The sequence below is a fragment of the Pseudomonas sp. GW822-FHT04C11 genome (assembly GCF_058800905.1).
The window spans coordinates 162,889-189,788 of the sequence record NZ_JBXAMS010000012.1 but is presented as its reverse complement, the minus strand read 5'-3'; the positions used below and the strand labels follow the sequence as shown (position 1 = coordinate 189,788).

Sequence of the window (26,900 nt, the reverse complement as noted above, 5' to 3'; positions counted from 1 at the left end):
ACGCAGTCCAGCGGGAGCAAGCTCCCTCGCCACAGATACTTCTCAGGCCTCCAGACTTCCTTAAGTGAACAGCATTGCGCCAGTGTGCGGGCTTTATCGTTTCTGGCAAAAGCAGGCCTTGCACAGGCCAAGTCACTCACTGAGCACCGCGTTTGAGCTGTGCAATCACCACCGCAGGGCACTCACCACTGCAGGGTGATCTCGCTTTCAAAACTTCGCTCCAGCCCGGTCACCGGATCGATAAAGCGCAACCCTTTGGCCAGCAACTTCAACGGATTGGCGTAATCATCCTCAACATCTTTCAATGCGTCGGGATAAAACGGGTCATTGCAGATACTCGCCCCCAACGCCGTCATGTGGACCCTTAACTGGTGCTTTTTGCCAGTCACCGGATACAACGCATAACGCCAGAGATCGGCATTTTTTTCTACGACTTCAATCGCTGTCTCGGTATTGCTCGCCCCCGGACCTTCTTGCATGCGAAAGAAGGGTTCGCCATCAACCAAACGGCTTTTGTGCACCCGTGGAAACGACAACTCAGGCAAGGCGCGGGCAATTGCCTCGTAGCGCTTTTCGATCTGTCGAGTCGGAAACAATGACTGATAAGCCGAGCGACTCTGGGGGTTGGCCGAAAACAGCACCAGCCCAGCCGTGTGTCGGTCTATGCGGTGCAATGGCACCAGGTGCGGGTTATCCAGGCGACGGATCAAACGCCGCAGCAACGTCTGCTCGACGTACTCGCCTGCCGGGGTAACCGGCAGAAAGTGTGGTTTGTCCGCGACCACCAGATGCTCGTCGGCATACAGAATCGTCTCGAGCACCGGGATTGTCTTTTCGTCGGGGACTTCCCGAAAATAGTGAATCCGCAGCCCTTCCTTGTAAGGCAGATCGGCGGCAATCGCATGTCCGTGGCCATCCAGGACACGGCCACGAGCAATCCTGTCCAGCCATTGTTCACGACCTATGGCGCTGAAGTGCTCGCACAGACAATCGAGAACGGTCAACCAGGCGCCAGGCGGCAGGTACAGCGTGCTGGCCTGGTTCTGTGCGGCGGAAAAAGATGAGGTGGACATACGAAAGCTCTGGCCCTAATGCAGGTGGGCATTATCCAACAAGGACCCGAGCGATCCTAGGACAGATTCCGTGCGGGTCTCCCTCATGACTATCACGCGGTCAGCGACACTCGCTGCGCCGCCGCTTCGGTAAACTCCTTCAGCCAGCGCAATACATCGACAGCCTCCCAACGGCCGGGATCATAAAGCGCATACAACAACCCCTGATAACCCACGACATCCAGTTGACGGTGGTAACCCGCACGCTGAAACAAGGCTTCGATTTCAGCGAAGCACGTATTGAAGTGCAATTTGTTGAATGGCGTTTTCCCTTCCGTAACCAGGCCATCCAGGCGCAACTCCAGCACTGCCTCTTGGACCACATCAGCCGACATGCGATTCACGCTGGCTTTCAATTGTTCGACATTGACCATGCACTTCCCTCTGATGCGAATAACTGTATGCACATACAGTAAACGAATACTCGGGGTTACGCCAACGCATTACCTGAGGAGCGCGACAGGCGGAACGGCCGTCGCTGAAAACAAGAAGGGGTTTAGCGCAGGAATGCCACGACCTGTTCGGCGTCGAAGGGCCAGCCCAGCTCAGCCCCTGTATCAACACGGCGCAGCACCGGAATGCGTAAACCGTAGGCTTCGAACAACGCTTCACTGTCGGCAATGTCGACCAGTTCCACCAGCAGCCCATGCTCGACCAGCGGCATCAGCTCTGCTTCTGCGAGTTCACAGAGATGGCAACCAAGGGTGCTGAACAACTGGCATTCAGGAGTCATGACAAACAGACCAACGAGGATTGGGTGACTATTCTAGGCCCGGGATGAAAAGTCGTCGAGCAACGCCCTCCGTGACGACAGCCAATTTTAGCTATCTGGTATAACCCTGATGCAAATCATTCGACGTCGGCTCCAACTGCGCAATGCTCGCGGCTTTTTTTGCCTCTACGCTGGGTACGTCCCGGCACCGAAACGGAGAGTGTTGTGTTTGCCAATTTGTTGATCATCCTCGCCTCGTCATTGGTGGTGATTGCGCTGTTTCGGCGTCTTCAGCTGCCTCCCGTGCTGGGCTACCTGTGCGTGGGACTGCTGGTTGGGCCCGGCGCATTCGGCTGGGTGAATGACAACCAGGATCTACCAGACCTTGCCGAGTTGGGCGTGGTGTTTCTGCTGTTCTCCCTGGGACTGGAGTTTTCCCTGTCGAAAATGCTTGCGCTGCGGCGCGTGGTATTTGGTCTCGGCAGCCTGCAAGTGCTGTGCTCGGGGGTGCTGCTGGGCGGCTTGCTGATGTTACTCGGCATGCCCGCCCCTCCGGCCATGTTGCTTGGCGCCGGTCTGGGGCTTTCGTCCACGGCAATTGTCAGCAAAGAGCTGAGCAGCCTCGGCGAGATCTTCAGTCGTCACGGCCAGAATGCGATAGGCGTGCTGTTGTTTCAGGATGTAGTTGCGGTGTTGTTACTGACGCTGGTCCCGGTGTTCGCCGGTAGCAGTGATCAAAGCTGGTACTGGGCGCTGCCGATAACACTGGGCAAAACCGTGCTGTTGTTTGTCGGCCTGTTGCTGACCAGTCGCTGGTTACTGCCGCGACTGTTCCACGAAGTCGCCACCTCGCGCTCCGCCGAACTGTTCGTCCTGCTGGCCCTGGTCATCGTCTTGCTGACTGCCTGGCTGACACATCTGCTCGGACTCTCCCCCGCCCTCGGTGCCTTCCTTGCCGGCATGTTGCTGGGCGAAAGCCATTACCGGCATCAGATCGAAGCCGATATTCGCCCGTTCCGCGACATTCTGCTCGGGTTGTTTTTCGTCAGTATCGGCATGCTGATCGATCTGCAGCTGTTCGCCAGCCATGGCCTGTTGATTCTCGGCCTGACATTTGGGTTACTGCTGATCAAGGGCAGCATTGTCGCGGCGCTGGTCAAATGGCGCGGCAGCAACGGCGAAACTGCCTGGCGCAGCGGCCTGGCGTTGGCGCAAGGCGGTGAATTCTGCTTTGCGCTGATGGCACAGATGCAACAGAACAAACTGATACCGGCCGAACTCAGCGGTCTGTTACTGGCCGCGACGTTTTGCTCGATGCTGCTGACACCACTGTTGCTGCGCGCAGCACCGGGCATTGCCGCACGCTTGCATCGCAAACCCGATAAGGAAGCGCAACTCGATCAGGTCGCGGCATTGAACGCCGAGCTGCACGGGCATGTAGTGATTTGCGGCTACGGTCGGGTGGGTCAGTCGATAGGGCGTTTTCTGCGTCGCGAAGGTCAGCCTTTCGTTGCGCTGGACGATGACCCGGTTCGCGTTCATCAAGCCGCAGCGGGTGAAAGCTGCGTGCACTATGGCGATTCCCGTCGCGTGGAACTACTGGGTGCCGTAGGTCTTGAACGCGCACGACTGTTGGTGATCGCAGTGGACAAAACCGATATAGCCATGACCGTACTCAAGGCAGCACGGCAGCTAAACGCTCAGGTCCCGATACTGGTTCGAACCCGTGACGACAGTCAGTTGGCCGAACTGAAGGCGGCCGGAGCCAATGAGGTTGTCCCGGAACTGCTGGAATCGAGTCTGATGCTCGCTTCCCACGCGTTGCTCATGCTGGGTTTGCCCCATCCGCAGGTCCAGGAGCGCGTCGACGAAGTGCGACATGGGCGCTATCGCCTGCTGCACGGTTTCTATCACGGAGCGCAAAGCAACCTGTTGGACAGTCGTGGGCAGCCGAAAGTATTGATGTATGCCGTCAACCTGACAATGGATGCCCATGCATGCGGCCGGCCCTTGAATGAGCTGGCACTTGAAGCATTGGGGGTGGACGTTCAAGCCATTCAGCGCAATGGCGCTGATTTGGCAGTTGAGGGCGTCACCCGATTGCTGGCAGGCGATCGGGTGTTGATGTCAGGCACCTTGTCTGCCATCGAGGCCTGTGAAGCACGGCTGTTGGCGGGGTAATGAAGCGTGGTCGCGTTACTCGCGCAGAACCGGAAAATATCCTGCGCGAGCCCGGCCAATTAGCTGAAGACAATCAATCCTGGCTGACTGCACCGATCTTGTGGATCGACAGATCCGCCCCGTAATACTCCTCTTCCTGGCTCAGGCGCAGCCCGTGCAACAGCTTGATCGTGCCATACACCGCAAAGCCTCCGATCAGTGCCACGGTCACCCCGAGTGCAGTGCCTATCAACTGGCTGATCAGGCTGACGCCACCGAGCCCGCCCAAGGCACTCTGACCAAAAATCCCGCAGGCAATCCCGCCCCAAACACCACAAAGACCATGCAACGGCCAAACGCCGAGCACATCGTCGATCTTCCATTGGCTTTGCGCCGCAATGAAACACCAGACAAACAAGGCACCGGCAATGGCTCCGGTCACCAGTGCGCCAACCGGATGCATCAGGTCGGAGCCGGCGCAGATTGCCACCAGCCCGGCCAATGGACCGTTGTGCAGGAACCCTGGATCGTTACGACCGACAATCAACGCGGCTACCGTGCCGCCGACCATCGCCATCAACGAGTTGACGGCCACCAGACCGCTGACGCCTTGCAGGGTTTGCGCGCTCATCACGTTAAAGCCAAACCAGCCGACGATGAGAATCCACGAACCCAATGCCAGAAACGGAATACTCGACGGCGCAAACGCCACCAGGCGCCCGTCGCGATACCGACCATTGCGCGGACCGAGCAGCAATACCGCCGCCAACGCCAGCCACCCCCCCATGGCATGCACTACCACGGAACCGGCAAAATCATGGAAGCTGGCACCAAAGCGAGCTAACAGCCAGGCTTGCAGGCCGAAGTTTCCGTTCCAGACCACACCTTCAAAAAACGGATAAATGAACGCCACGATCAACGCCGTCGCACACAACTGCGGAACAAATCGGGCGCGCTCGGCAATCCCCCCGGAAATGATGGCCGGAATGGCCGCAGCAAAGGTCAGCAGGAAGAAAAACTTCACCAGCCCATAGCCGTGATCAGCACTGATTACCGCGGCCGGTTGCATGAAAGTGACACCGTAGGAAATCCAGTAGCCTATAAAGAAGTAAGCCAGCGTTGAAATGGCAAAGTCACTGAGGATCTTCGATAACGCGTTGACCTGGTTTTTTTGCCGAACCGTGCCGACTTCCAGAAAAGCGAAACCGGCGTGCATGGCCAGAACCATGACAGCGCCGATCAGAATGAACAGCGTATTGGAGCTATGGACCAGGCTGTCCACAGCACTTTGCAAATTTTCCATGGAGTTGGCAGACCTTAAAGTCGCAAAAGCACCAAAGCGGTTCACCGAGACAATTTACGCACCAAGTTGACACCAGGCTTGGTATCCACCCTTATTCCGGCGAACCGTTTTGGCGCAAAAAACTCATTGAGGTCGATCGTTGCTCGGGTGTTTGCGCGCGTTTCTATTATTTAGGTTAAGGTTTTCACGAAGCACGCCCAGTTTCAGTACAACAGCACTGGCTGACGCACCACGACATAGCAAAAGCTGTACCAGGCATTAGGGGGGTCTCAACGCGGTGGGGGAATCTATTTGAGAACAGCCCCTGGCACTGAACCTTCGAACAAGGCTCATACTCGAACATTTCACACACCAATAATGGAGATCATCATGGCCAGAAAAACGGAAAAGACTGCTCAAGAAATCCTCAGGGAAGATTTTCAGACATTGGTCAGCGACACCGAACGGTTGCTGGAACACACTGCGACACTGGCCGGTGATCAAGCCGATGAGTTGCGTAGCCAGATTCACGAAAGCCTGCAGCGGGCTCGCGAAACCCTGAAACTGACCGAAGATTCCTTGCGCCAACGCGGCCAGGAAGCTGTCACCGCCACCGAAGACTATGTTCAGGCCAACCCTTGGCAAGCGGTTGGCATCGCGGCCGGCGTAGGCTTTTTGATTGGCCTGCTGACGACGCGGCGCTGATATGGCTATCGGTGAATCCGGCTCGTCCGAAACAGGTACGGGGTCTTCATCGCGACGCTTGGGTGCCGCTTTTCTCGGGTTGCTGCACAGCCATGTCGAGTTGTTCGGCATCGAATTGCAGGAGCAAAAAGCCCGCACCGTAAGCCTGTTGCTGTTCGCAGGGCTGGCACTGGTTTTCGCTTTACTGCTGTTGATCGGGCTTTCGGCGCTGGTGTTGATTCTGCTGTGGGACACTTATCGCCTGGCAGGGATCATCGGCCTGTGCGTTTTCTATGCGCTCGCGGCACTCTTTTGTGGCATGCGCTTGAAAGCGGCGATCTTCGATGAAACATCACCGTTCAATGCCACCCTTCAAGAGCTGGCGAACGACAGGGAGCGCCTGCTGCCATGAACCTGCCTGAAATCCCCAAAAACAGTTCCCGACAAGAGATGCGCAAGGCATTGATACGCTTGCGCATGGAAATGCATCGCCAGGAAATGCGCCACGAGTCCCGGCAGATGCTGGAACCCTTGCAACGCGTACGGGGAATGACGCACAGTTTTCAGGAGGGTCTGGGCATCAAGCACGCGCCACTCTGGGGCATCGCCGCCGTAACCTTGCTGGGCTTTCTCACCGCCAAGGGTGCCAAGGGCGGTGCCATCAGCAGCGTCACTCGGTTAGTCCAGCTCGGCACCAGCCTGTTGCCGCTGATCAAGCTGGTGCTGCAAGGCTCCTCGCGCAAAGACCCGTAGACCCACAGCCCCCAATCAGTCACCTGACGGAGAACCTGCCTTGGATTGGCATACCCTGCTTAATCGTGAACGCCTCGGAAAACCGCTACACAGCCCGGAAGAGCTCGGTCGCAGCCCTTTCCATAAAGACCACGACCGGGTCATTTTCTCCGGTGCCTTCCGCCGTCTTGGGCGCAAGACCCAGGTTCACCCGGTGTCCAGCAATGACCATATCCACACGCGCCTGACCCATTCACTGGAAGTCAGTTGCGTGGGGCGCTCATTGGGCATGCGCGTCGGTGAAACCATCCGCAGCGCCCTGCCCGACTGGTGCGAGCCCAGCGATCTGGGCATGGTGGTGCAGTCAGCGTGCCTGGCCCACGACATTGGCAACCCGCCCTTTGGCCACTCGGGTGAAGACGCTATCCGCTACTGGTTCCAGCAAGCCGCGGGCAAAGGCTGGCTGGACGCCATGAGCGAAGTCGAACGCAACGATTTCCTCAACTTCGAAGGCAATGCCCAAGGCTTTCGCGTTCTGACCCAACTGGAATACCACCAGTTTGACGGCGGTACACGGCTGACTTACGCAACGCTGGGCACTTATCTGAAATACCCGTGGACCGCGCGCCATGCCGATTCGCTGGGTTACAAAAAACACAAGTTCGGTTGCTATCAGAGCGAACTGCCCCTGCTGGAGCAGATCGCCCAGAAACTCGGCCTGCCTCAACTCGAGGAGCAGCGCTGGGCTCGACATCCTCTGGTCTACCTGATGGAAGCCGCCGACGACATCTGCTACGCCTTGATCGACCTTGAAGATGGCCTGGAGATGGAGCTTCTGGAGTACGCCGAGGTGGAGTCCCTGTTGCTCGGCCTGGTTGGTGATGATCTGCCGGAAACCTACCGCCTACTCGGCCCCGATGACTCGCGTCGCCGCAAACTGGCGATTCTTCGCGGTAAAGCCATCGAGCACCTGACCAACGCTGCGGCACGGGCATTCGTCGAGCAACAGGACGCGCTATTGGCCGGCACCCTTCACGGCGATCTGGTGGAACACATGCACGGGCCCGCCAAGCGTTGCGTACTGAATGCCAAAGACATGGCGCGTAAAAAAATCTTCCAGGACAAGCGCAAAACCCTGCATGAAATCGGCGCTTACACCACGCTGGAAATTCTGTTGAATGGCTTTTGTGGGGCGGCACTGGAACAGCACGGCGGTCGTACGGCTTCATTCAAGAATCGTCGCATACTCGATCTGCTGGGTAATAATGCACCCGACCCGCACGGTCCTTTGCATAACTCGTTTTTACGCATGATCGACTTCATCGCCGGAATGACCGACAGCTATGCCAGCGAAATGGCACTGGAAATGACCGGACGCTCCAGTCACCACTAAAAATCCATTGATCGGTCGCCCCGAAATATTCCGTGACGGCTGATCTCCCCACACTTTGTAGTACCGGGAGAATCTCCCTACATCGTATACAGAGCAAACTGATCGTTTGCTCTGTATACACACGAAATAATCACTCTATCCTGAACAATAGAATTGGCGGCCTTACAGCCGATAGAGCTCCAGCAACGGCAAACAAGACAGTACGGATTAAACCGACAACGCTGTTTCCGACACCCACCGCAGTTCGACCCTCCACATGGAAAGCTATATGTTCAACTACGATCTGCGCATCATGCTGGTGGAGGACCATCCTTTTCAGCTGAAAGCAACCCAATACCTGCTTGAAAGTTACGGTTTTACTCAAGTCACCGCCGTAGATAACGCCGAAAACGCATTACAAACGTTGAGACATGTGCACCCCCCCTACGAAATACTGCTGTGCGATCAATGCCTGCCAGACCTCTGCGGCCTTGACTTGATCGGTATTGCCAGCCACCAGGGCCTGATACGACAGGCAATCATCCTGAGCAGCCTTGACTCAACCGAACTGGATACCTTGAAAAAAAATGCACATGAACAACGACTGCCATTACTTGGTTATTTGGCAAAGCCACTGAAACAATCTGAATTTATAAACTTATTGACCCTTTCGGACATTTATAAATAAACACAATTAATCCCCTCGGATACCTCACGACAAATAAAAAACCCTCAGCGCCATTACGCATCAGAAAACAGCGATGCGGCATATATTGTAAAAGCACATATCAACCCTGAATAAACGCGCCTACATGCCCGGTTAATATCCTTATTCCTCCTCACAAACCTAGTTCACTCGTAGTCCGCTGCCTCTTTTAATGTAGGACATGTCCTATATTGCACCTATAGCCTCGTCAGTTCATGCGTCAACGCACTTATCTGAGCTAAGGTGCTCGCTTTATTTGCGCACGTATGGGACATGATTATGAACTCGGTTTTTATTGTTGACGATCACCCCGTCATTCGCCTTGCGGTTCGTATGTTGCTGGAACATGAAGGTTACAAAGTAGTCGGTGAAGCCGACAACGGCGTCGATGCGATGCAGATGGTTCGCGAATGCATGCCCGACCTGATCATTCTTGACATCAGCATTCCCAAACTCGACGGACTGGAAGTTCTCTCCCGCTTCAATGCAATGAGCACCCCGCTGAAAACACTGGTGTTGACGGCCCAGAGCCCAACACTGTTCGCCATCCGCTGCATGCAGTCCGGGGCCTCCGGTTATGTCTGCAAGCAGGAAGATCTCAGCGAGCTGCTCAGTGCCATCAAAGCCGTGCTGTCCGGTTACAACTACTTCCCCAGCCAGGCCTTGAACCCGGTTCGCGGGGATGAAGCGCTCTGCGCTGAACTGGACTTGTTCAAGTCCGTCAACGATCGCGAACTGATGGTCCTGCAACTGTTCGCCCAGGGTCGTACCAACAAGGAAATCGCCAAGGGCATGTTCCTCAGCAACAAGACCGTCAGCACCTACAAAAAAAGACTCATGCAAAAACTCAAGGCCAAATCCCTGGTAGAACTTATCGAGATGGCAAAACGTAACGCGCTAGTGTGAGAGACAGGATGCCCAGGTGTTTAAAGGACTATTTATTGTATTTGAGTGCAGGTTTATGTCTGAGCACCTCTGTGTCAGGAGCAGGCAGCGGAGTCGGAAATTACGCGCTGCTCAGCCGCTCAACGGCAGGTTACATGGACGTCCAACTGGATAAATCACAACGGTTGTGGCTGCAAAACAAGCGCGAACTGATCCTGGGGACCTCCGCACCCGACTACCCTCCTTTTGATTTAACGATCAGCGGTCACGACTATGAGGGTTTCACGGCTGATTACGCAGGCGTTCTTGCACAATCCCTGGGCTTGCCGATCAAGGTCCGTCGTTACCTCTCCCGAGAGGCCGCCATCGAAGCACTCGAAAACGGCGATGTCGACCTGCTCGGAACGGCCAATAGCTTTGAAGAACGACGCTCCAGCATCGTACTGTCTGCCCCCTACGCCATAGATCAACCGGTTCTGGTCACCCGGAACGCTGAAAACCGATCATTGACCGAAGGTCTCGCCGACATGCGATTGAGCATGGTCTATCACTATCTGCCGCTGGAGGAGGTAAAGGCGCAATATCCCAAGGCCATCATCACCTCCTACCCGTCCTACCAGAACGCGATCAATGCCGTCGCCTTCGACCAGGCAGACGTATTCCTGGGCGATACCATTTCCACCCATTTCATGATCAACAAGGGCTATCTGAAAAATGTACGGATGGCCAACTTCGGCAAACATGAGGCCTATGGCTTCAGCTTCGCAGTCAGCAAGGACAATCCAGACCTGCTGGCAATCATCAACGCGGTACTCAAGGAAGTGCCTGCGAGCGAGCGGGAAAACATTGCCAAGCGCTGGAGCGCGGGCAGCGACATCCTTCTGACCGACCACAAACTGCAACTGACCAACCGCGAGGAACGCTGGCTTGCGCAGCACCCCGTTGTTCGCGTGGTCGTCAACGATGCCCTCGCCCCGCTGACATTCTTTGACGCCGACGAGAGCTTTCGGGGAATCACCGCCGACTTGCTCGAACTGATCAGGCTTCGAACCGGTTTACGCTTCGAGATTCACCGCAGCCAAAGTGACAGCGAGATGATCAGCCAGGTCAAAGGGAACCAGGCCGACCTGATTGCCGCGATGATTCCCAGCACCGAACGCGAGGCGCAATTGAGCTTCACTCGTCCCTACCTGGAAAATTCATTTGTACTACTGACCCGAAAGAGCACCTCCAGCCCAATTAGTCTTGAGCAATTGAATGGAAAGAGCCTTGCCATCACTCAAGGCAATCCGCTCCTCGACTATCTGCACCGTGCCTACCCGACGATCCAGCTGGTTGAAACACCTGACAGTTTCAGCGCGGTGGAGTTACTCGCCAAAGGTCAGGTCGAGGGTGCAGTCAACTCATTGGTGATTGCCAACTACTTCATTTCATCGCAAGTGTTCGAGGACGCCTTGCAAATCAGCGCGACTGTCGGGACGCAGCAAGCCGCGTTTTCACTGGCCACCGCGCGTGACGCTACGGAACTGCACTCCATCCTCGACAAAGCCCTGCTCAGCATTGCGCCGGACGAACTGGGAATAATCAACAGCCGCTGGCGCGGCTACACGGGCACCGCCAATAGCGCCTGGCGCAACTACCATCGCCTGTTTTATCAACTGGTCATTGGCAGCGGTCTTTTGTTGCTGATTTCGCTGGCCTGGAATGCCCACATGCGCAGGCAGATCAAGCAACGCCAGAAAGCAGAGCGCGCACTCAACGACCAGTTCGAATTCATGCGCACGCTGGTCAATGGTACGCCTCACCCCATCTACGTACGGGACCGTGAAGGACTGCTGCAAAGTTGTAACGACAGCTATCTGGAAGCCTTTTGTGCCAAACGCGAGGACGTGATTGGCAAAAGCCTCATGCAGGGTGCCATGAGCAACGAGTTCGAGGCCCGGGAATACCTGGCCGACTACCAGCGAGTGGTGGCTGAAGGTGTCCCGTTGATTCTCGACCGCCCCCTGCACATTGGCCAAAAAAGGCTGACGATCTATCACTGGATTCTTCCCTATCGAGACTCGACGGGTGAGGTCCAGGGGATCATCGGAGGCTGGATCGACATCAGCGAACGACGGCAGCTTTTTGATGAGCTCAGGTCAGCCAAGGAACAGGCGGACAAGGCCAATCGTGCCAAGAGCACCTTCCTGGCCACCATGAGTCATGAAATTCGCACACCGATGAATGCGGTGATCGGCATGCTCGAACTGACATTGAAACGGACCGACCAGGGCCACCTGGATCGGCCGGCCATCGAAGTGGCCTATAGCTCGGCCAAGGACATGCTGGAGTTGATTGGCGACATACTCGATATTGCCCGAATCGAGTCTGGCCATTTGAGCCTGGCGCCAGAGCGGGTGAACCTTGGCGAGACGATTGAATCGGTCGTGCGGGTCTTCGATGGATTGGCCCGGCAAAAAAACCTCTGCCTGGTGCTGGAGTTCCCCACCAGCGCTGAACAGCCCGATGTATTGATAGACCCACTGCGCTTCAAACAGATATTGTCGAACCTGATCAGCAATGCCATCAAGTTTACCGAGCACGGCCAGGTGAGGATCAAGGTCAATCTGCAATCAGCCTCGGAGTCCGATCGTCTCCAGATGGAGTTGTGGGTCAATGACACTGGAATTGGCATCAGCGAAGACGATCAGCGACGCTTGTTCGAGCCTTTCACTCAGGCCGATAACACCGGGCATTTGGCCAGAAGCGGCGCTGGATTGGGGTTGGTGATCAGTCGTAATCTGTGCGAAATGATGGGCGGTTGCGTGCAACTGACCAGTTCGCCCGGGGTCGGCACTCAGGTAAGGATTTCATTGCCGATGGCCGCGCTGCCAGACGCCGTGGTGCTGGACACCCCGCAATCGGTCATCGCGAACGCCTCGGCCACCCTGAACGTGCTGGTGGTCGACGACCACCCCGCGAATCGATTGCTCATGTGCCAGCAACTTGGTTTTCTGGGGCATCGGTCCGTCACGGCCAACAACGGTGAGGCAGGTTTCCAGGCATGGAAAGAGGGCCATTTCGACCTGGTGATTGCAGACTGCAATATGCCACTGATGAATGGCTACGAACTCACCCGTGCCATCCGCCAGACCGAGCACGATGAGCAGCGCCCGCCCTGCACGGTGCTTGGCTTCACCGCCAATGCTCAACCGGAGGAAAAACACCGATGCCGACAGGCTGGCATGAACGATTGCCTGTTCAAACCCATCAGCCTGACGACGCTGGGCCAACGACTGGAAGCACTCAAGCCGATCATTGAAGATCAAGCCTTTCACCTGGACGGCTTGCAGTTACTCACCGGCGGCGATCCACAACTGGTTCAGCGCTTGCTCGCCGAACTGTTCAACAGCAATCGCCTCGACCGCCAGGAACTCCTCGCACTGCCGCCTGCAAGCGGGCCGCAAGCCTTCATCGATATGGCGCACAAAATCAAAGGTGCGGCCCGTATTGTTCAGGCCTCAAGGCTTATCGACGGTTGCGAAGCGCTTGAGCGCGTATGTCATGAGAACTTCTGTCTGGACCTGCTCGAGGCCCGCTGCAAAGGCATAGAGCACGCCATGCTTGAGTTGGAGCAGGCGCTACAACGACAGATCCATCATCACGCCAACGTGTAAAACCTCCCCTGAAGCACCCCGTAGCAGCCGCCTTCGGTAGCGGCTGCGGGTTTGATCAGCACTCGGTCAAACGCAGGAAAATCTCCGCCAACCGCTCAATGCCGGCCTGATCATCAACGGAGAAACGCGCCAGCAAAGGACTGTCCAGATCCAGCACGCCAATCAACCGACCGTCCTTGACCAGCGGCACCACCAGTTCACTGTTCGAGGCACTGTCGCAGGCAATATGCCCGGCGAACGCATGCACATCTTCAACCCGTTGAGTGCGAAGGGTTGCAGCCGCTGCGCCGCAAACGCCACGACCGAACGGAATGCGCACACAGGCGATCTGCCCCTGGAACGGTCCGAGCACCAATTCCTCGTTGCGATTGAGATAAAATCCGGCCCAATTCAGATCATCGAGCTGATTGAACAAGAACGCCGAAAACTGCGCGGCGTTGGCGATAAAGTCGCGCTCATCCGCCAGCAGCGACTCCAACTGCGCGCAGAGCAGGCCGTAGCCCTCAAGTCCTGCGCCGCTCTTTTGCAAATCGATCATGCCTTGTGCTCCAACAACTTCAGTCCGACCCAATACCGGGCAAATTGATACGCACAACGGCCGTTGCGATTACCGCGTCCGGTAGCCCAGCGAACCGCAAGAATCTCGAGTTCTTCATCACGCTTCCACTCAAGGCCGGCCTTGCCCGCCAATGCTCCCACCCAATGCTCGACCACATTGAGGAAGTGCTCCTGGGTAAAAGGATAAAACGACAGCCACAGGCCAAATCGATCCGACAGCGCGATCTTGTCTTCGACCGCCTCGTTGGGATGAAGCTCACCGTCGACCCTTTTCCAGTTTTCGTTATCGCTTTCTTTTTCCGGAACCAGGTGGCGACGGTTGGAGGTGGCATACAGCAGTACGTTATCCGGTGCCTGTTCCAGCGAGCCATCGAGCACGCTTTTGAGCACCCGGTAATCGCCCTCGCCGGCCTCGAACGACAGATCATCGCAAAACAGCACAAAGCGCTGTGGCAGCTTGGCGATTTGCTCGACGACGCGTGGCAGGTCCGCCAGGTGATCGCGCTCGATCTCGATCAGACGCAAACCGCCCTTGGCGTGCTCGGCCAGCAAGGCCCGCACCAGCGACGATTTACCGGTACCGCGCGAACCCCAGAGCAGCGCGTGGTTGGCAGGCATGCCGTCGAGAAACTGCCGGGTGTTTCGCCCCAACTGTTCCAACTGCTTGTCGACCCCGATCAAGTCGGACAGACGCATGTCCAGGCTGACCTCAAGCGGCAACAGAAATCCGCTGCGACCCTCGCGCTGCCAGCGTGCCGCCAGGCACTGCGTCCAGTCGATGGCCGTGCGTTGCGCGGGCAGCAGCGGCTCAATACGAGCCAGAACCGCATCGGCGCGTTCAAGAAATGCATTCAATCGGGAATCCACGACTTCTCCTCAGGCACGTTCACAGTAATGATGGGCGACAGAAAACCAAGCGCAGCGCGTAATGCCGGGATTATCGCGATAATGGCTTACCCGCCAGTCATGCCGAAATACACTGATGATCGGCTATGCTTCGCCCAGAAGGGAAACGAAAGTGGTTCAGCACACCATGGATATCAAGTTCACCAACCGCCTGTCTTACAAGCAAGCCAGGCTTACGGTGCTGGTCGGTTTCATTCTGGGAACCTTGCTCAGTCTGGTGCAAATAGGCATCGATTATGCCAGCGAAGACGCCTCCATCAACCGGGAAATACACTCGCTGCTGGAAATCAGCCATAACCCGGCTTCGCGGATCGCCTACAACATCGATGCCGAACTGGCCCAGGAACTGACCCTCGGCCTGCTGCGCTCGCCTGCGGTCATCAGTGCGCAACTGAGCGATAACAACAATACGATCCTCGCCAGCGTAAAACGCCCGGACCTGCAAAACGGCGGCTATCGGGTGATCAGCGACTTTCTGTTCGGCGCCAATCGACAGTTCAAGGACCGCCTGTTCCTCGACCATCTGCCCGACGAGTCCCTCGGTACCTTGCAACTGGACATTGACACCTACACGTTTGGCAGCCGCTTTCTGCGTCGGGCCGAAGTCACTCTGATCAACGGTTTTGTCCGCAGCCTGATACTGACCGGGATTTTGCTGGCGCTGTTCTACGTGATGCTCACCAAACCGCTGGTGCGGGTGATCCGCGAACTGAGTGCACGTGACCCGAGCAGTTCGGAACAACCACCGCTGGAGTGTCCGGTAGCGCACGAAAACGATGAGATCGGCGTTCTGGTCACGGTGGCCAACCAGCAATTCGAAAGCATGACCACTGAAATCCAGCAACGCCGCAATGCCGAAAACCGCCTGACCGACTACCTGGGGCAACTGGAAAATATTGTCTCGGCGCGTACCGGTGAACTGAAAGCGATCAATAGCCGATTGACGGTATCGAACGAAGAACTGGAAATCGCGCGCCAGACCGCCCTGGACATGGCCCAGGCGCGCTCTGTGTTTCTGGCCAACATGAGCCATGAAATCCGTACGCCACTCAATGGTTTGCTGGGGATGATCGCCCTCTCGCTGGACAGCCCGCTGAATGCCGAACAACGCCAGCAACTGTCGATTGCCCACGACTCCGGCAAAGTACTGGTGGAGCTGCTCAACGATATTCTCGACCTGTCGAAGTTCGACGCTGGCCAGCTTGAGCTGGAGCGCATTCCGTTCGACCTCGGCTCGCTGATCGAAGACACCGCCAACCTGCTGTCGCAGAACGCCGCGCCCAGCGTCGAACTGACGTGCCTGATTGAACCGCAGTTCCCGTCGCTGGTACTCGGCGACCCGATGCGGGTTCGGCAGATTGTCAGCAACCTGCTCTCCAACGCCCTTAAATTTACCCGTTTTGGACGGGTGGACGTGCGCCTGAGCACCCACGAAGACGGTGTCAGAATCGAAGTCTGCGACACCGGTATCGGCATCGCGCAGGATGATCAGGTCAAAATCTTCCAGCCGTTTACCCAAGCAGGTGCCGGCATCTCTCGTCAGTTCGGTGGTACCGGGCTGGGGCTGGCCCTGACCTTTAACCTGTGCGAAGCCATGCAGGGCCGGCTCGGCATCAGCTCGGAGCCTGGTTTCGGCAGCCAGTTCTGCGCTGATCTGCCGTTGCCCACCCACACGCCGGCAATCGTTCCCGCGTCCCTGCAAGGCAAGGTATTGGCGATTACCGCCGCCAGCAGCGGTCTGGCCGAACTGTTAGGCAATCTGTTACCCGGTTGGGGGCTGGAGTACCAGCAGCGCACCATCGACGACTCAATGATCGGCTTATCGCCCGATGTGCTGATCACCGACTGCCCGGAGTGTCTGTTCGGATTACGTCCGGGCATGACCGCACCGATTTTGCTGGTGACCGCCTATGGCAGTTTCATGCCCAGCGAAGAAGCGGCTGCCCTCGCCCCTCTGCAACAACAAGCCCGCCCACTGGCCCGCAACGCACTCTACCAGACACTACGACGCACTTTGCAGGCCGACGAAGTCGCTCTCGTGTCCGATACTCAAGAGCCAAGCCTCATGCCCCAGCGGCGGGCGAGAATCCTGCTGGTGGAAGACAACCCGGTCAATCAGCTCGTAGCCAAAGGCATGCTCAGCAAGTTGGGTTGCAAGGTGGTTGTCGCCTCCCACGGCGCCGAAGCGCTCGACCAGCTGGAGCTCAAGCAGTTTGATATGGTGCTGATGGACTGCAACATGCCGGTGATGGACGGCTACGAGGCCAGCCGGCAGATCCGTCAGAGTGGGCGCTGGCCGGATCTACCGATCGTTGCCCTGACCGCCAACGCCATGCCCGAGGAGCGCGAACGCTGCCGCGCGGCAGGCATGAGCGATTATCTGGCGAAACCGTTCCGTCGCGAGGAACTGGCCGCCCTGCTTGAGCAGTGGGTGCCGGCTACGGTAGCGCCCTGATTTGCCCCAGCAGTTGATCAAGGCCGTCACGCAATTTGCCCAAGCGCTCAAGGTCGACACCGCTGTCGCACAACAGGCGTGCCTTGAGAGGCCCGACCTGTTCGCGCAAGGCAACCCCTGCCGGCGACAGACTCAAGTGCACTTCTCGCTCATCGCGCGCCGAGCGTTGACGCTGGACCAGGTGTAACTGCTCAAGACGCTTGAGCAACGGCGTGAGCGTCCCGGAATCCAGCGACAATCGCTCGCCAAGGGCTTTGACTGTTGGCTGCCCGGGTGCACTCTGCTGCCACTCCCATAGCACCAGCATCACCAGATATTGCGGATACGTCAGACCCAGTTGATCGAGCATCGGCTTATAACCGCGGATCACCGCTCGGGACGCGGCGTACAGTTTGAAGCAGAGCTGACTGTCGAGCAGCAGCGAATCGGCTGACACATCGTTCATTTGAGCAGGGCTTCAATCTCGCGGGTCAGGTCCTGCGGCTTGGTCGCCGGTGCAAAACGCTTGACCAACTTGCCATCCTGGCCAATCAGGAACTTGGTGAAATTCCACTTGATGCCCTGGGAGCCCAGTACACCCGGCGCACGTTTTTTCAACTGAACAAACAGCGGGTGAGCGTCGCTACCATTGACGTCGATTTTCTTGAACAGTGGAAAACTCACACCGAAGTTCAATTCGCAGAACTCGGAAATCTCCCCTTCATTGCCCGGTTCCTGTTTACCGAACTGGTTGCACGGAAAACCGAGCACCACCAGGCCTCGATCCTTGTAGGTCCGCCACAGTTCTTCCAGTCCTTTGTACTGCGGAGTAAAGCCGCATTTACTGGCGGTGTTGACCACCAATACCGCTTTGCCGGCGTAATCGGCCAGGGTCTTTTGCTCACCGTTGATGGTGGTGCAGGGAATACTCAGCAGAGTGTCGGTCATCGCGCATGCTCCGGTGGAAGATGGGGAAGGATTAAACATAGCGAGCAATTAGATTGTGTGCAATTTAATAAATCAATAACCTGCCGAGAAGGAGCTGCCGCAGGTCAGGACTCACATTATTCGCGCGGCACCAGGTCCAGGCACACCGAGTTGATGCAATAACGCAAGCCAGTCGGTGGCGGGCCATCCGGGAATACATGCCCCAGGTGCGCGTCGCACTTGGCGCAGACCACTTCGGTACGAATCATGCCGTGGCTGATATCACGAATCTCGACCATGGCGCTCTCGCCGATCGGCTCATAGAAGCTCGGCCAGCCACAGCCTGAATCGAACTTGGCTTTTGAGTCGAACAGCGGTTCGTTGCAACAGATGCAGTGATAGACACCATCGGTCTTGGTGCCGTTGTACTTGCCCGAGAACGGCCGTTCGGTGCCCTTCAGACGACAAACGTTGTACTGCTCCGGGTCGAGCATCGCGCGCCATTCTTCCAGGGTTTTTTCCAACTTTTCCATTGTCATACCTCTGCATCTGAAAAAGCCTGATCTGTACCTTTTCCACGGATCAGGCGGCACGTATGATTGCGCCTCGTTAATCGCCAGTCTGGCAGCCGCGTTACCCGCATTCAAACGGATTTTGGTGCGGTGACCCCAGGCGCCAGGCGTGTGTGAAAACGCAGGATTCCCAGTACGGTAGTTCATACAGCGTCTGGATCGTTCATTTTCGGGAACACATCGCCATGCAGGTCAGCAAATCGAACAAGCTCGCCAACGTCTGCTACGACATTCGCGGCCCAGTGCTCAAGCACGCCAAACGCCTGGAAGAGGAAGGCCATCGCATCCTCAAGCTGAACATTGGCAACCCGGCGCCTTTTGGTTTCGAAGCGCCCGATGAAATCCTCCAGGACGTGATCCGTAATCTGCCGACCGCCCAGGGCTACAGCGATTCCAAAGGCCTGTTCAGCGCGCGCAAGGCCGTCATGCAGTATTACCAGCAGAAACAGGTAGAAGGTGTCGGCATCGAAGATATCTACCTGGGCAACGGCGTTTCCGAACTGATCGTGATGTCGATGCAGGCACTGCTCAACAACGGTGACGAAGTACTGGTCCCGGCTCCCGACTATCCGCTGTGGACCGCGGCGGTCAGCCTGGCGGGTGGCAATCCGGTGCACTACCTGTGTGACGAGCAAGCCAACTGGTGGCCGGACCTGGCCGACATCAAGGCCAAGATCACCCCGAACACCAAGGCATTGGTCATCATCAACCCGAACAACCCGACCGGTGCGGTGTACTCCAAGGAAGTCCTGTTGGGCATGCTGGAACTGGCTCGCCAGCACAACCTGGTGGTGTTTTCCGACGAGATCTACGACAAGATTCTCTACGACGATGCCGTGCACATCTGCACCGCGTCCCTGGCGCCGGACCTGCTGTGCCTGACCTTCAACGGTCTGTCCAAGTCCTATCGGGTTGCCGGTTTCCGCTCCGGCTGGATCGCCATTTCCGGTCCCAAGCATCACGCCCAAAGCTACATCGAAGGTATCGACATGCTGGCCAACATGCGCCTGTGCGCCAACGTGCCAAGCCAGCATGCAATCCAGACCGCATTGGGTGGTTATCAGAGCATCAATGATCTGGTGCTGCCGCAAGGTCGCCTGCTGGAACAGCGCAACCGCACCTGGGAACTGCTCAACGACATCCCGGGCGTCAGTTGCGTCAAACCGATGGGCGCGCTCTACGCGTTCCCGCGGATCGACCCAAAAGTCTGCCCGATCCACAACGATGAAAAGTTCGTTCTCGACTTGCTGCTTTCGGAAAAACTGCTGGTGGTCCAGGGCACAGCCTTCAACTGGCCATGGCCGGACCACTTCCGCGTCGTGACCCTGCCACGGGTGGACGACCTGGACATGGCTATCGGTCGGATCGGCAACTTCCTCAAGTCCTATCGCCAGTAAGCGCGATAACGCCGAGGGCCTCAAAAAAGCCCTCGGCGATTAATTCAGCAACACATCTCCATTCTTCGACTGCGACAGCGCCTTGAGTGCAGGCGGATTTACGCGGCTGCCGGTTACGCCCAACAGAGGCGGGACTTGTGAAAGCAAAATCCAGCCAAATATCTATTCAGGTGACGTCAGAAATGCCCTGCAAGCATCTAGAATCCAGCTGTAGGACACAGTTTGAAATAGTCACCCGGTTGAATAGCCTGGTGCGGCACCTTATATACCCCGCAGTACGCTACATATTTAGCACGAGGAGATTTCTACAACCATGATGCGCATCCTGCTGTTTTTGGCCACTAACCTGGCGGTCGTGCTGATTGCCAGCATCACCCTGAGCCTTTTCGGCTTCAACGGGTTCATGGCGGCCAACGGGGTTGATCTCAACCTCAATCAGCTGCTGATTTTCTGTGCGGTCTTTGGTTTCGCCGGCTCGCTGTTCTCGCTGTTCATCTCCAAGTGGATGGCGAAGATGAGCACCAGCACCCAAATCATCAGCCAGCCGCGCACTCGCCATGAACAATGGCTGCTGCAAACCGTCGAGCAGCTGTCGCGCGAAGCTGGAATCAAGATGCCTGAAGTCGGGATTTTCCCGGCCTACGAGGCCAACGCCTTCGCCACCGGCTGGAACAAGAACGACGCGCTGGTCGCGGTCAGCCAGGGCTTGCTCGAGCGTTTCTCGCCCGATGAAGTGAAAGCCGTCCTGGCCCATGAAATCGGTCACGTGGCCAATGGCGACATGGTAACGCTGGCGCTGATTCAGGGCGTGGTGAACACCTTCGTGATGTTCTTCGCACGGATCATCGGTAATTTCGTCGACAAGGTGATCTTCAAAAACGAAGAAGGCCAAGGCATCGCCTACTATGTCGCGACCATCTTCGCCGAACTGGTACTGGGTATCCTGGCCAGCGCAATCGTCATGTGGTTCTCGCGCAAACGCGAATTCCGTGCAGATGCAGCCGGCGCCCAATTGGCCGGCACCAGCGCCATGATCGGCGCCCTGCAGCGCCTGCGCTCGGAACAGGGCCTGCCGGTGCACATGCCGGACACCTTGAATGCCTTCGGCATCAACGGTGGCATCAAGCAAGGGTTCGCTCGCATGTTCATGAGCCACCCGCCACTGGAAGAGCGTATCGACGCCTTGCGTCGTCGGGGCTGAGAGGTTCTGCGGTGATACGAAAGGGGCGATTTGATCGCCCCTTTTTTATGCCGATCTTTTGCTGTTTAGCGAGCCATCAATTTATATACCCGCTCTTCAAGGCGCGTAACGCCCGCCTGGAGGAACTTCCAGCTCTCCCCCAGAATGTCCCGCACCTCACAGAAATCAAGCTGCCAGCGACCACCCAGCAATGTCTGCGCGTTTTCATCCGTCACTGCAAAGGGCGGCCCGTCCATCTGCGCCTGATCGTAGTCCATCGTAATCAACAAGCCTTCACAAGCTGACGGTAAAATCCGGCTCAGGTGCGCGGCGTATTGCTCGCGCATGAGCGGTGGCAAGGCAATCAGCGCCGCCCGATCATAGACAGCCGCACAATCGGCCACATCGCCTGCGGTCAGGCCGAAAAAATCCCCGCACCACAATGCCAGGGGGCCCGCCTGGTAGACCTTGAACGCACCTTGCTCGGTGATCTGCGGTGTCAGTTGCTGCTCACGAAAAAACTCCTCAACGGCTTTTTCCGATAACTCGACACCCAGCACCCGATGTCCCTGCCCTGCCAGCCACACGAGATCGAGACTTTTCCCACAGAGCGGCACCAACACCTGCGAGCCCTTTGCCAGATTCAATTGCGGCCAGTATTGCTGCAAATAAGGATTAACCTCTGACTGATGGAAACCGATCTGATTGAGCTCCCAACGCTTTTGCCAAAACTCCGGCTGCATAAATCCCCCTGATATTTCGATCTATATGCCCTAAAACTTATATTAGATTTAGATCAATGATCTGACTGAAGATGCTCCCATCTTAACGCTCAGGACCTTATTCATGTTCCCCAGCCTGTTTATCTCTCACGGTTCACCCATGCTGGCACTGGAGCCCGGCGCCAGTGGCCCGGCGCTCGCCCGCCTGGCCAGCGAACTGCCGAAACCCAAGGCCATCGTGATCGTTTCCGCACACTGGGAAAGCCAGGACCTGCGCGTCGGCAGCGCTGAGCAACCGGAAACCTGGCACGACTTCGGCGGATTCCCCGCCGCGCTGTTCGCGGTGCAATACCCGGCACCCGGCCAGCCGGAACTCGCGGCGCAGGTCGCCGAATTACTCAAGGCTGATGGCTTGCCGGCACAGCTCGATAACCAGCGTCCGTTCGATCATGGTGTTTGGGTGCCACTGTCTCTGATGTATCCGCGGGCCGACATTCCGGTGGTGCAGGTATCACTGCCGAGTCGTCTTGGCCCAGCCCTGCAAACCCGCGTCGGTCGCGCATTGTCCAGTCTGCGCGAGCAAGGCGTGCTGTTGATTGGTTCCGGCAGCATCACCCATAACCTGCGCGAACTGGACTGGCATGCCGGCCCGGAAAGCGTCGAGCCCTGGGCCAAGGCCTTTCGTGACTGGATGATTGAAAAGCTCGCCACAAACGACGAAGCCGCCCTGCACGACTATCGCCGGCAAGCCCCGAATGCCGTGCGCAGCCATCCCAGCGACGAACACTTGCTGCCGCTGTACTTCGCCCGCGGCGCCGGTGGCGATTTCAGCATCGCCCACCAGGGGTTCACCATGGGTGCGCTGGGGATGGACATCTATCGTTTCGGCTGAATCCTGCCGCTCGTTCCCGCGCAGCGTGGGAACGATCAACAAAGGCCAGACACAAAACTGCAGGCAAAAAAAATCCCCGAACCAGTCGGGGATTTTTTATCTGCGATCAATCAGCCCGAAAGCGGATCAATCTTCGCGATAGCGACGCAGTTTCAGCTGCTTACCGGCAACGCGAGTGTCCTTCAGTTTGGTCAGCAGACGCTCCAGACCATCTTCCGGCAACTCGACCAGGCTGAAGCTGTCACGCACCTGGATACGACCGATTGCTTCACGAGCCAGACCACCTTCGTTGAGGATGGCGCCCAGCAGGTTCTTGGCAGCGATACCATCACGCGCACCCAGCGCGGTACGGCAACGAGCACGGCCTTCGGCCAATGGGATCGGAGCACGACGCTCGCGATCACCACGGTCCGGACGATCACCGGTACGCTCTGGACGATCGCCACGCGGTGCATTGTTCGGCACCAGTGGACGTTCTTTCTCGATGGCAGCCAGGGTCAGTGCCTGAGCGTTGGTAGCCTTGCGCAGCAGAGCAGCAGCCAGTGCACGCGGGGTGCAACCGATGTCGGCAGTCAGGCGATCCAGCAGATCACCGTGAGTCGATTCGGCATCGGCCACCAGCGGCGACAGGCTGTTGGTCAGTTTTTTGATGCGTGCATCGAGAACGGCTTGAGCGTCTGGCAGGCGAACTTCAGCTACCTTTTGACCAGTTACACGCTCGATCACTTGCAGCATGCGGCGCTCACGCGGAGTCACCAGCAGCAATGCACGACCTTCGCGACCGGCACGGCCAGTACGGCCGATACGGTGAACGTAGGACTCTGGATCGTACGGCATATCAACGTTGAAAACGTGAGTGATACGTGGAACGTCCAGACCACGAGCAGCAACGTCGGTCGCCACAACGATGTCCAGACGACCATCCTTGAGGGACTCGATCACGCGCTCACGCTGGTTCTGAGCAATGTCACCGTTCAGCGCAGCGGCTTTGTAGCCTTTGGCTTCCAGGGCACTGGCCAGGTCCAGGGTCGCTTGCTTGGTACGCACGAACATGATCAGCGCGTCGAAGTCTTCCACTTCCAGCAGGCTCAATACAGCCGAGGTCTTCTGGTCAGCGTGAACCAACAGGTGAGCCTGTTCGATCGCGGTAACGGTCTGAGTCTTGGTCTGGATCTTCACGTGCTGCGGATCACGCAGATGACGCTCGGCGATGGCACGGATCGACTGCGGCAGGGTAGCCGAGAACAATACGGTCTGACGGGTTGCCGGCAAGGCCTTGAAGATAACTTCCAGGTCGTCCATGAAGCCCAGCTTGAGCATTTCGTCAGCTTCGTCGAGAACCAGGTGGTTCACGGTCGCCAATACTTTTTCGTCACGACGCAGGTGGTCGCACAGACGGCCCGGAGTGGCGACAACGATCTGTGCGCCATTACGGATTGCTTTCAGTTGCGGGCCCATAGGCGCGCCGCCGTAAACGGCCACAACGGTAACGCCCGGCATTTGCTTGGCGTAGGTTTCGAAAGCGGTTGCTACTTGCAGCGCCAACTCACGGGTTGGCGCCAGGATCAGGGCTTGCGGTTCGCGCTTAGCAGGATCGATGCGGTGCAGGATCGGCAGGGCGAACGCAGCGGTTTTACCCGTACCGGTTTGCGCCTGACCAATCATGTCGTGACCGGCCATGATGATCGGGATCGATTGCTGCTGAATAGCCGAAGGCTCTTCGTAGCCAGTCGCGATGACGGCTGCAAGAATATTCGGATTAAGGTTAAAAGCGGCGAAGCCGCCGGTTTCCTGGGTCATGGGTCTGCCTCTAAGTGCATCCGCAAAGACCCATGCTCCAAAGCTGCGCATGCCGTGTAAGACTCAAGAGTCGCCCTGGCTGCTTTGTCGGCGGGGATTTGCGAAAACGAATGAATGAAAAAGATTCGTCAAGGAAGAGTCCGCTGTGCGGACGTGCAGCCGAAGCTGACTTCGGGGAATTGCGCTACCTAAACGCGGCCTGGCTAAAGACCGGCGCGCACTATACCGGAATTCGCCAAAAAAGGGAGCTTTATTTGTCGGAAAAACCCGGCATACACCGTTGTGTCACAGGCTTTGCGGATAATCGTGCAACGGTCTATTTTTCAAAGGCCCGGCCCTGTTGGTCGTGACACTTAAACGGTTCATCTTTCAGGCTATGACCTTTGGTCCGCGCCCCCCTTCCCCGCCCGAGGATAGACCCCATGAATCAAGCAGATTGCAGTCGTGTCAGCCGTGAACGACGCGGTCATGTCCTGTTGATCGGGCTGGACCGGGTGGCCAAGCGCAATGCATTTGACCTCGATCTGCTCAACGCACTGAGCCTGGCCTATGGCGAGTTCGAAGCCGACAGCGAGGCCCGCGTTGCGGTGGTGTTCGGTCATGGCGAGCACTTTACCGCCGGGCTGGACCTGGCGAGTGTCAGCGCGGCACTGGCCGAAGGCTGGCAAGTCCCGGCCGGCGGTTGCGATCCGTGGGGGGTGTTCGTTGGCCCCAGGGTCAGCAAACCGGTGATTGTTGCGGCCCAGGGTTATTGCCTGACCATTGGCATCGAACTGATGCTGGCCGCCGATATCAACCTCTGCGCCAGCAACACCCGTTTTGCGCAAATGGAAGTGCAGCGCGGCATCTTCCCCTTTGGCGGGGCAACCTTGCGCCTGCATCAGGTAGCCGGCTGGGGCAATGCCATGCGCTGGCTGCTGACCGGCGATGAGTTCGATGCCCACGAAGCGCTGCGTCTGGGACTGGTGCAGGAGGTGATGGCCAGCGAAGACCTGTTACCGCGTGCGATCGAGCTGGCAGAACGCATTGCCAGGCAGGCGCCGCTGGGGGTTCAGGCGACCTTGCAGTCCGCGCGCCAGGCCCATCTGGAGGGCGAAACAGCGGCGGCATTGGCTTTGCCAGCGCTGGTCAAGAAGTTGCTCAACAGTGAAGACGCCAAGGAAGGCGTGCGATCGTTGATCGAGAAACGCCCGGGCGTATTCAAAGGCTGCTGACATTGCCTTTGTGGCGAGGGAGCTTGCTCCCGTTCGGCTGCGCAGCAGTCGTGAAGCAGCAATCGCGGTGCATCAGAAAGACGGCGCTTGCCGGTTCTGGGGTCGCTTCGCGCCCCAACGGGAGCAAGCTCCCTCGCCACAGTGGCTCGCCAGAATTCAGGTCGCCGGGCGAATCGCCTTGATCAGCGATTGCAGCGAATACCCCAACCGCGGCGCCAGCGCTTCGGCGCGGGCGGTCAATCCTTGCATGTCCAGTTCCTGGTCAAGGTCGGCTGGCACGATCAGGATCACGTTGCCCTCCTTCACCGGCAGCTCCCAATAATGCCGGTGATAGAGCCCACGCAGTAATGCCGCACCCAGTGGCTTGCCGTCATCGGTCGCCCATTGATTGATCACCAGCCAGCCGCCCGGGTTCAGGCGTTTCTGACAGTTTTCCAGAAAGCCCCAGGCCAAATGGCCGACACCCGGCCCGACATCGGTATAAAGGTCGACGAAAATCAGATCCGCCGACTCAGCGGTCTCGAGCAACTCAAGAGCGTCGCCGATGCGGATATACAGACGAGGATCGTCGTCCAGCCCCAGGTACTCGATGGCCAGGCGCGGTACGTCCGGGCGCAACTCGATCGCTTCGACGTCTTCCAGCGGCAGGAACTTCAGGCACGCCTGAGTCAGGGTGCCCGCCCCCAGGCCGAGAAACAGCGCGCTCTCCGGTTGTTCATGGCACAACGCACCAATCAGCATCGCGCGGGTGTAGTCGTACTCGAGCCAACTCGGATCGGCAGTGAACACGCAGCTCTGCTCGATGGCATCACCAAATTCGAGAAAACGGTAATCCGCCACTTCCAGCACCCGGATCATGCCGAATTCATCGTGCACCTCGGCGAGCAGATGCTCGACGCGCTCCTCAGTCATTTCGTCTCCTGGTCGTTGTCGGGCTGATCCCCGGCAACGCAATCATTCATTCCGCTTGACGCGGCAAAGGCGCGATTGTCCG

General features: G+C 57.5%; 25 protein-coding genes. 13 read left to right on the top strand and 12 right to left on the bottom strand.

Annotation, left to right across the window (positions count from 1 at the left end):
- Positions 1–182 precede the first annotated feature (182 nt).
- From AC1RJ3_RS20110 to AC1RJ3_RS20100, 3 genes are all read right to left on the bottom strand, one after another.
- Positions 183–1,073: a pseudouridine synthase gene (locus AC1RJ3_RS20110; protein ID WP_347929368.1), complete on the bottom strand. Its 891-nt coding sequence runs from the start codon at positions 1,071–1,073 to the stop codon at positions 183–185.
- A gap of 92 nt (positions 1,074–1,165) precedes the next feature.
- Entirely contained in the window at positions 1,166–1,486 is a 321-nt protein-coding gene (locus AC1RJ3_RS20105) for a hypothetical protein (RefSeq protein WP_054596377.1), read from the bottom strand.
- A gap of 122 nt (positions 1,487–1,608) precedes the next feature.
- A complete protein-coding gene (locus AC1RJ3_RS20100) occupies positions 1,609–1,845 on the bottom strand; it encodes a glutaredoxin family protein (RefSeq protein WP_054596376.1) in 237 nt (78 codons plus the stop codon).
- A 204-nt stretch (positions 1,846–2,049) separates the two neighbouring features.
- Between AC1RJ3_RS20100 and AC1RJ3_RS20095 the strand changes: the two genes are divergently transcribed.
- Entirely contained in the window at positions 2,050–4,005 is a 1,956-nt protein-coding gene (locus AC1RJ3_RS20095; protein ID WP_347929367.1) for a monovalent cation:proton antiporter-2 (CPA2) family protein, read from the top strand.
- A 73-nt stretch (positions 4,006–4,078) separates the two neighbouring features.
- On the opposite strand, the gene AC1RJ3_RS20090 is transcribed toward AC1RJ3_RS20095, so the two are convergent.
- Entirely contained in the window at positions 4,079–5,287 is a 1,209-nt protein-coding gene (locus AC1RJ3_RS20090; RefSeq protein WP_103315678.1) for an ammonium transporter, read from the bottom strand.
- 369 nt (positions 5,288–5,656) lie between these two features.
- Between AC1RJ3_RS20090 and AC1RJ3_RS20085 the strand changes: the two genes are divergently transcribed.
- The 7 genes from AC1RJ3_RS20085 to AC1RJ3_RS20055 all read left to right on the top strand — a co-directional run bounded on the left by AC1RJ3_RS20085 (position 5,657) and on the right by AC1RJ3_RS20055 (position 13,304).
- Positions 5,657–5,971: an ElaB/YgaM/YqjD family protein gene (locus AC1RJ3_RS20085; protein WP_054596373.1), complete on the top strand. Its 315-nt coding sequence runs from the start codon at positions 5,657–5,659 to the stop codon at positions 5,969–5,971.
- A gap of 1 nt (position 5,972) precedes the next feature.
- Complete coding sequence (locus AC1RJ3_RS20080; RefSeq protein ID WP_493080075.1) at positions 5,973–6,362, top strand: phage holin family protein; 390 nt, start codon at positions 5,973–5,975, stop codon at positions 6,360–6,362.
- Positions 6,359–6,703 carry a hypothetical protein gene (locus tag AC1RJ3_RS20075; RefSeq protein WP_054596371.1) on the top strand — a complete coding sequence of 115 codons (345 nt, stop codon included), beginning with the start codon at positions 6,359–6,361 and terminating at the stop codon, positions 6,701–6,703. The genes AC1RJ3_RS20080 and AC1RJ3_RS20075 overlap by 4 nt, the downstream gene beginning before the upstream one ends.
- A gap of 40 nt (positions 6,704–6,743) precedes the next feature.
- Complete coding sequence (locus AC1RJ3_RS20070; protein WP_054596370.1) at positions 6,744–8,075, top strand: deoxyguanosinetriphosphate triphosphohydrolase; 1,332 nt, start codon at positions 6,744–6,746, stop codon at positions 8,073–8,075.
- Positions 8,076–8,343: 268 nt separating this feature from the next.
- Positions 8,344–8,742, top strand: a complete 399-nt coding sequence (locus tag AC1RJ3_RS20065; protein ID WP_493080072.1) for a response regulator — start codon at positions 8,344–8,346, stop codon at positions 8,740–8,742.
- Between the two features lie 297 nt (positions 8,743–9,039).
- Positions 9,040–9,666: a response regulator transcription factor gene (locus AC1RJ3_RS20060; protein ID WP_019692902.1), complete on the top strand. Its 627-nt coding sequence runs from the start codon at positions 9,040–9,042 to the stop codon at positions 9,664–9,666.
- Between the two features lie 8 nt (positions 9,667–9,674).
- On the top strand, positions 9,675–13,304 hold the full coding sequence (locus AC1RJ3_RS20055) for a transporter substrate-binding domain-containing protein (protein ID WP_493080070.1): 3,630 nt from the start codon (positions 9,675–9,677) through the stop codon (positions 13,302–13,304).
- A gap of 55 nt (positions 13,305–13,359) precedes the next feature.
- Here the strand turns inward: AC1RJ3_RS20055 and AC1RJ3_RS20050 are convergent, their stop codons facing one another.
- The gene (locus tag AC1RJ3_RS20050) at positions 13,360–13,842 is read right to left on the bottom strand and encodes a GAF domain-containing protein (RefSeq protein ID WP_054596367.1); all 483 of its coding nucleotides are present in this window, start codon (positions 13,840–13,842) and stop codon (positions 13,360–13,362) included.
- Entirely contained in the window at positions 13,839–14,729 is an 891-nt protein-coding gene (locus AC1RJ3_RS20045) for an ATP-binding protein (RefSeq protein WP_054596366.1), read from the bottom strand. Before AC1RJ3_RS20045 ends, AC1RJ3_RS20050 begins: the two co-directional genes overlap by 4 nt.
- Positions 14,730–14,895: 166 nt before the next feature.
- On the opposite strand from AC1RJ3_RS20045, the gene AC1RJ3_RS20040 reads away from it, so the two are divergent.
- Positions 14,896–17,223, top strand: coding sequence for a hybrid sensor histidine kinase/response regulator (locus AC1RJ3_RS20040; protein ID WP_489111781.1), 2,328 nt, complete (start codon positions 14,896–14,898; stop codon positions 17,221–17,223).
- Here the strand turns inward: AC1RJ3_RS20040 and AC1RJ3_RS20035 are convergent.
- From AC1RJ3_RS20035 to msrB, 3 genes are all read right to left on the bottom strand, one after another.
- Positions 17,207–17,668 (bottom strand): MarR family winged helix-turn-helix transcriptional regulator, encoded by a 462-nt coding sequence (locus AC1RJ3_RS20035; RefSeq protein ID WP_347929365.1) that lies wholly within the window; start codon positions 17,666–17,668, stop codon positions 17,207–17,209. The two genes, AC1RJ3_RS20040 and AC1RJ3_RS20035, sit on opposite strands and share 17 nt — an antisense overlap.
- The gene (locus AC1RJ3_RS20030; RefSeq protein WP_054596364.1) at positions 17,665–18,150 is read right to left on the bottom strand and encodes a glutathione peroxidase; all 486 of its coding nucleotides are present in this window, start codon (positions 18,148–18,150) and stop codon (positions 17,665–17,667) included. Before AC1RJ3_RS20030 ends, AC1RJ3_RS20035 begins: the two co-directional genes overlap by 4 nt.
- Before the next feature lie 116 nt (positions 18,151–18,266).
- Positions 18,267–18,662: a peptide-methionine (R)-S-oxide reductase MsrB gene (gene msrB, locus AC1RJ3_RS20025; RefSeq protein WP_054596363.1), complete on the bottom strand. Its 396-nt coding sequence runs from the start codon at positions 18,660–18,662 to the stop codon at positions 18,267–18,269.
- A 224-nt stretch (positions 18,663–18,886) separates the two neighbouring features.
- Here msrB and AC1RJ3_RS20020 point away from each other — a divergent pair, with 224 nt between their 5' ends.
- A complete protein-coding gene (locus tag AC1RJ3_RS20020; protein WP_054596362.1) occupies positions 18,887–20,098 on the top strand; it encodes a pyridoxal phosphate-dependent aminotransferase in 1,212 nt (403 codons plus the stop codon).
- A 313-nt stretch (positions 20,099–20,411) separates the two neighbouring features.
- Entirely contained in the window at positions 20,412–21,299 is an 888-nt protein-coding gene (gene htpX, locus AC1RJ3_RS20015; RefSeq protein ID WP_054596361.1) for a protease HtpX, read from the top strand.
- Positions 21,300–21,364: 65 nt separating this feature from the next.
- Here htpX and AC1RJ3_RS20010 read toward each other — a convergent pair whose 3' ends face one another.
- Positions 21,365–22,021, bottom strand: coding sequence for a thiopurine S-methyltransferase (locus tag AC1RJ3_RS20010; RefSeq protein ID WP_493080066.1), 657 nt, complete (start codon positions 22,019–22,021; stop codon positions 21,365–21,367).
- Between the two features lie 103 nt (positions 22,022–22,124).
- On the opposite strand from AC1RJ3_RS20010, the gene AC1RJ3_RS20005 reads away from it, so the two are divergent.
- Complete coding sequence (locus AC1RJ3_RS20005; protein ID WP_493080064.1) at positions 22,125–22,892, top strand: DODA-type extradiol aromatic ring-opening family dioxygenase; 768 nt, start codon at positions 22,125–22,127, stop codon at positions 22,890–22,892.
- Between the two features lie 126 nt (positions 22,893–23,018).
- Here the strand turns inward: AC1RJ3_RS20005 and AC1RJ3_RS20000 are convergent, their stop codons facing one another.
- The gene (locus tag AC1RJ3_RS20000; RefSeq protein ID WP_054596358.1) at positions 23,019–24,692 is read right to left on the bottom strand and encodes a DEAD/DEAH box helicase; all 1,674 of its coding nucleotides are present in this window, start codon (positions 24,690–24,692) and stop codon (positions 23,019–23,021) included.
- 422 nt (positions 24,693–25,114) lie between these two features.
- Here AC1RJ3_RS20000 and AC1RJ3_RS19995 point away from each other — a divergent pair, with 422 nt between their 5' ends.
- Positions 25,115–25,906, top strand: a complete 792-nt coding sequence (locus tag AC1RJ3_RS19995) for a crotonase/enoyl-CoA hydratase family protein (protein ID WP_103315666.1) — start codon at positions 25,115–25,117, stop codon at positions 25,904–25,906.
- Between the two features lie 156 nt (positions 25,907–26,062).
- Here AC1RJ3_RS19995 and AC1RJ3_RS19990 read toward each other — a convergent pair whose 3' ends face one another.
- A complete protein-coding gene (locus AC1RJ3_RS19990; protein ID WP_054596356.1) occupies positions 26,063–26,818 on the bottom strand; it encodes a spermidine synthase in 756 nt (251 codons plus the stop codon).
- Positions 26,819–26,900: the final 82 nt, after the last annotated feature.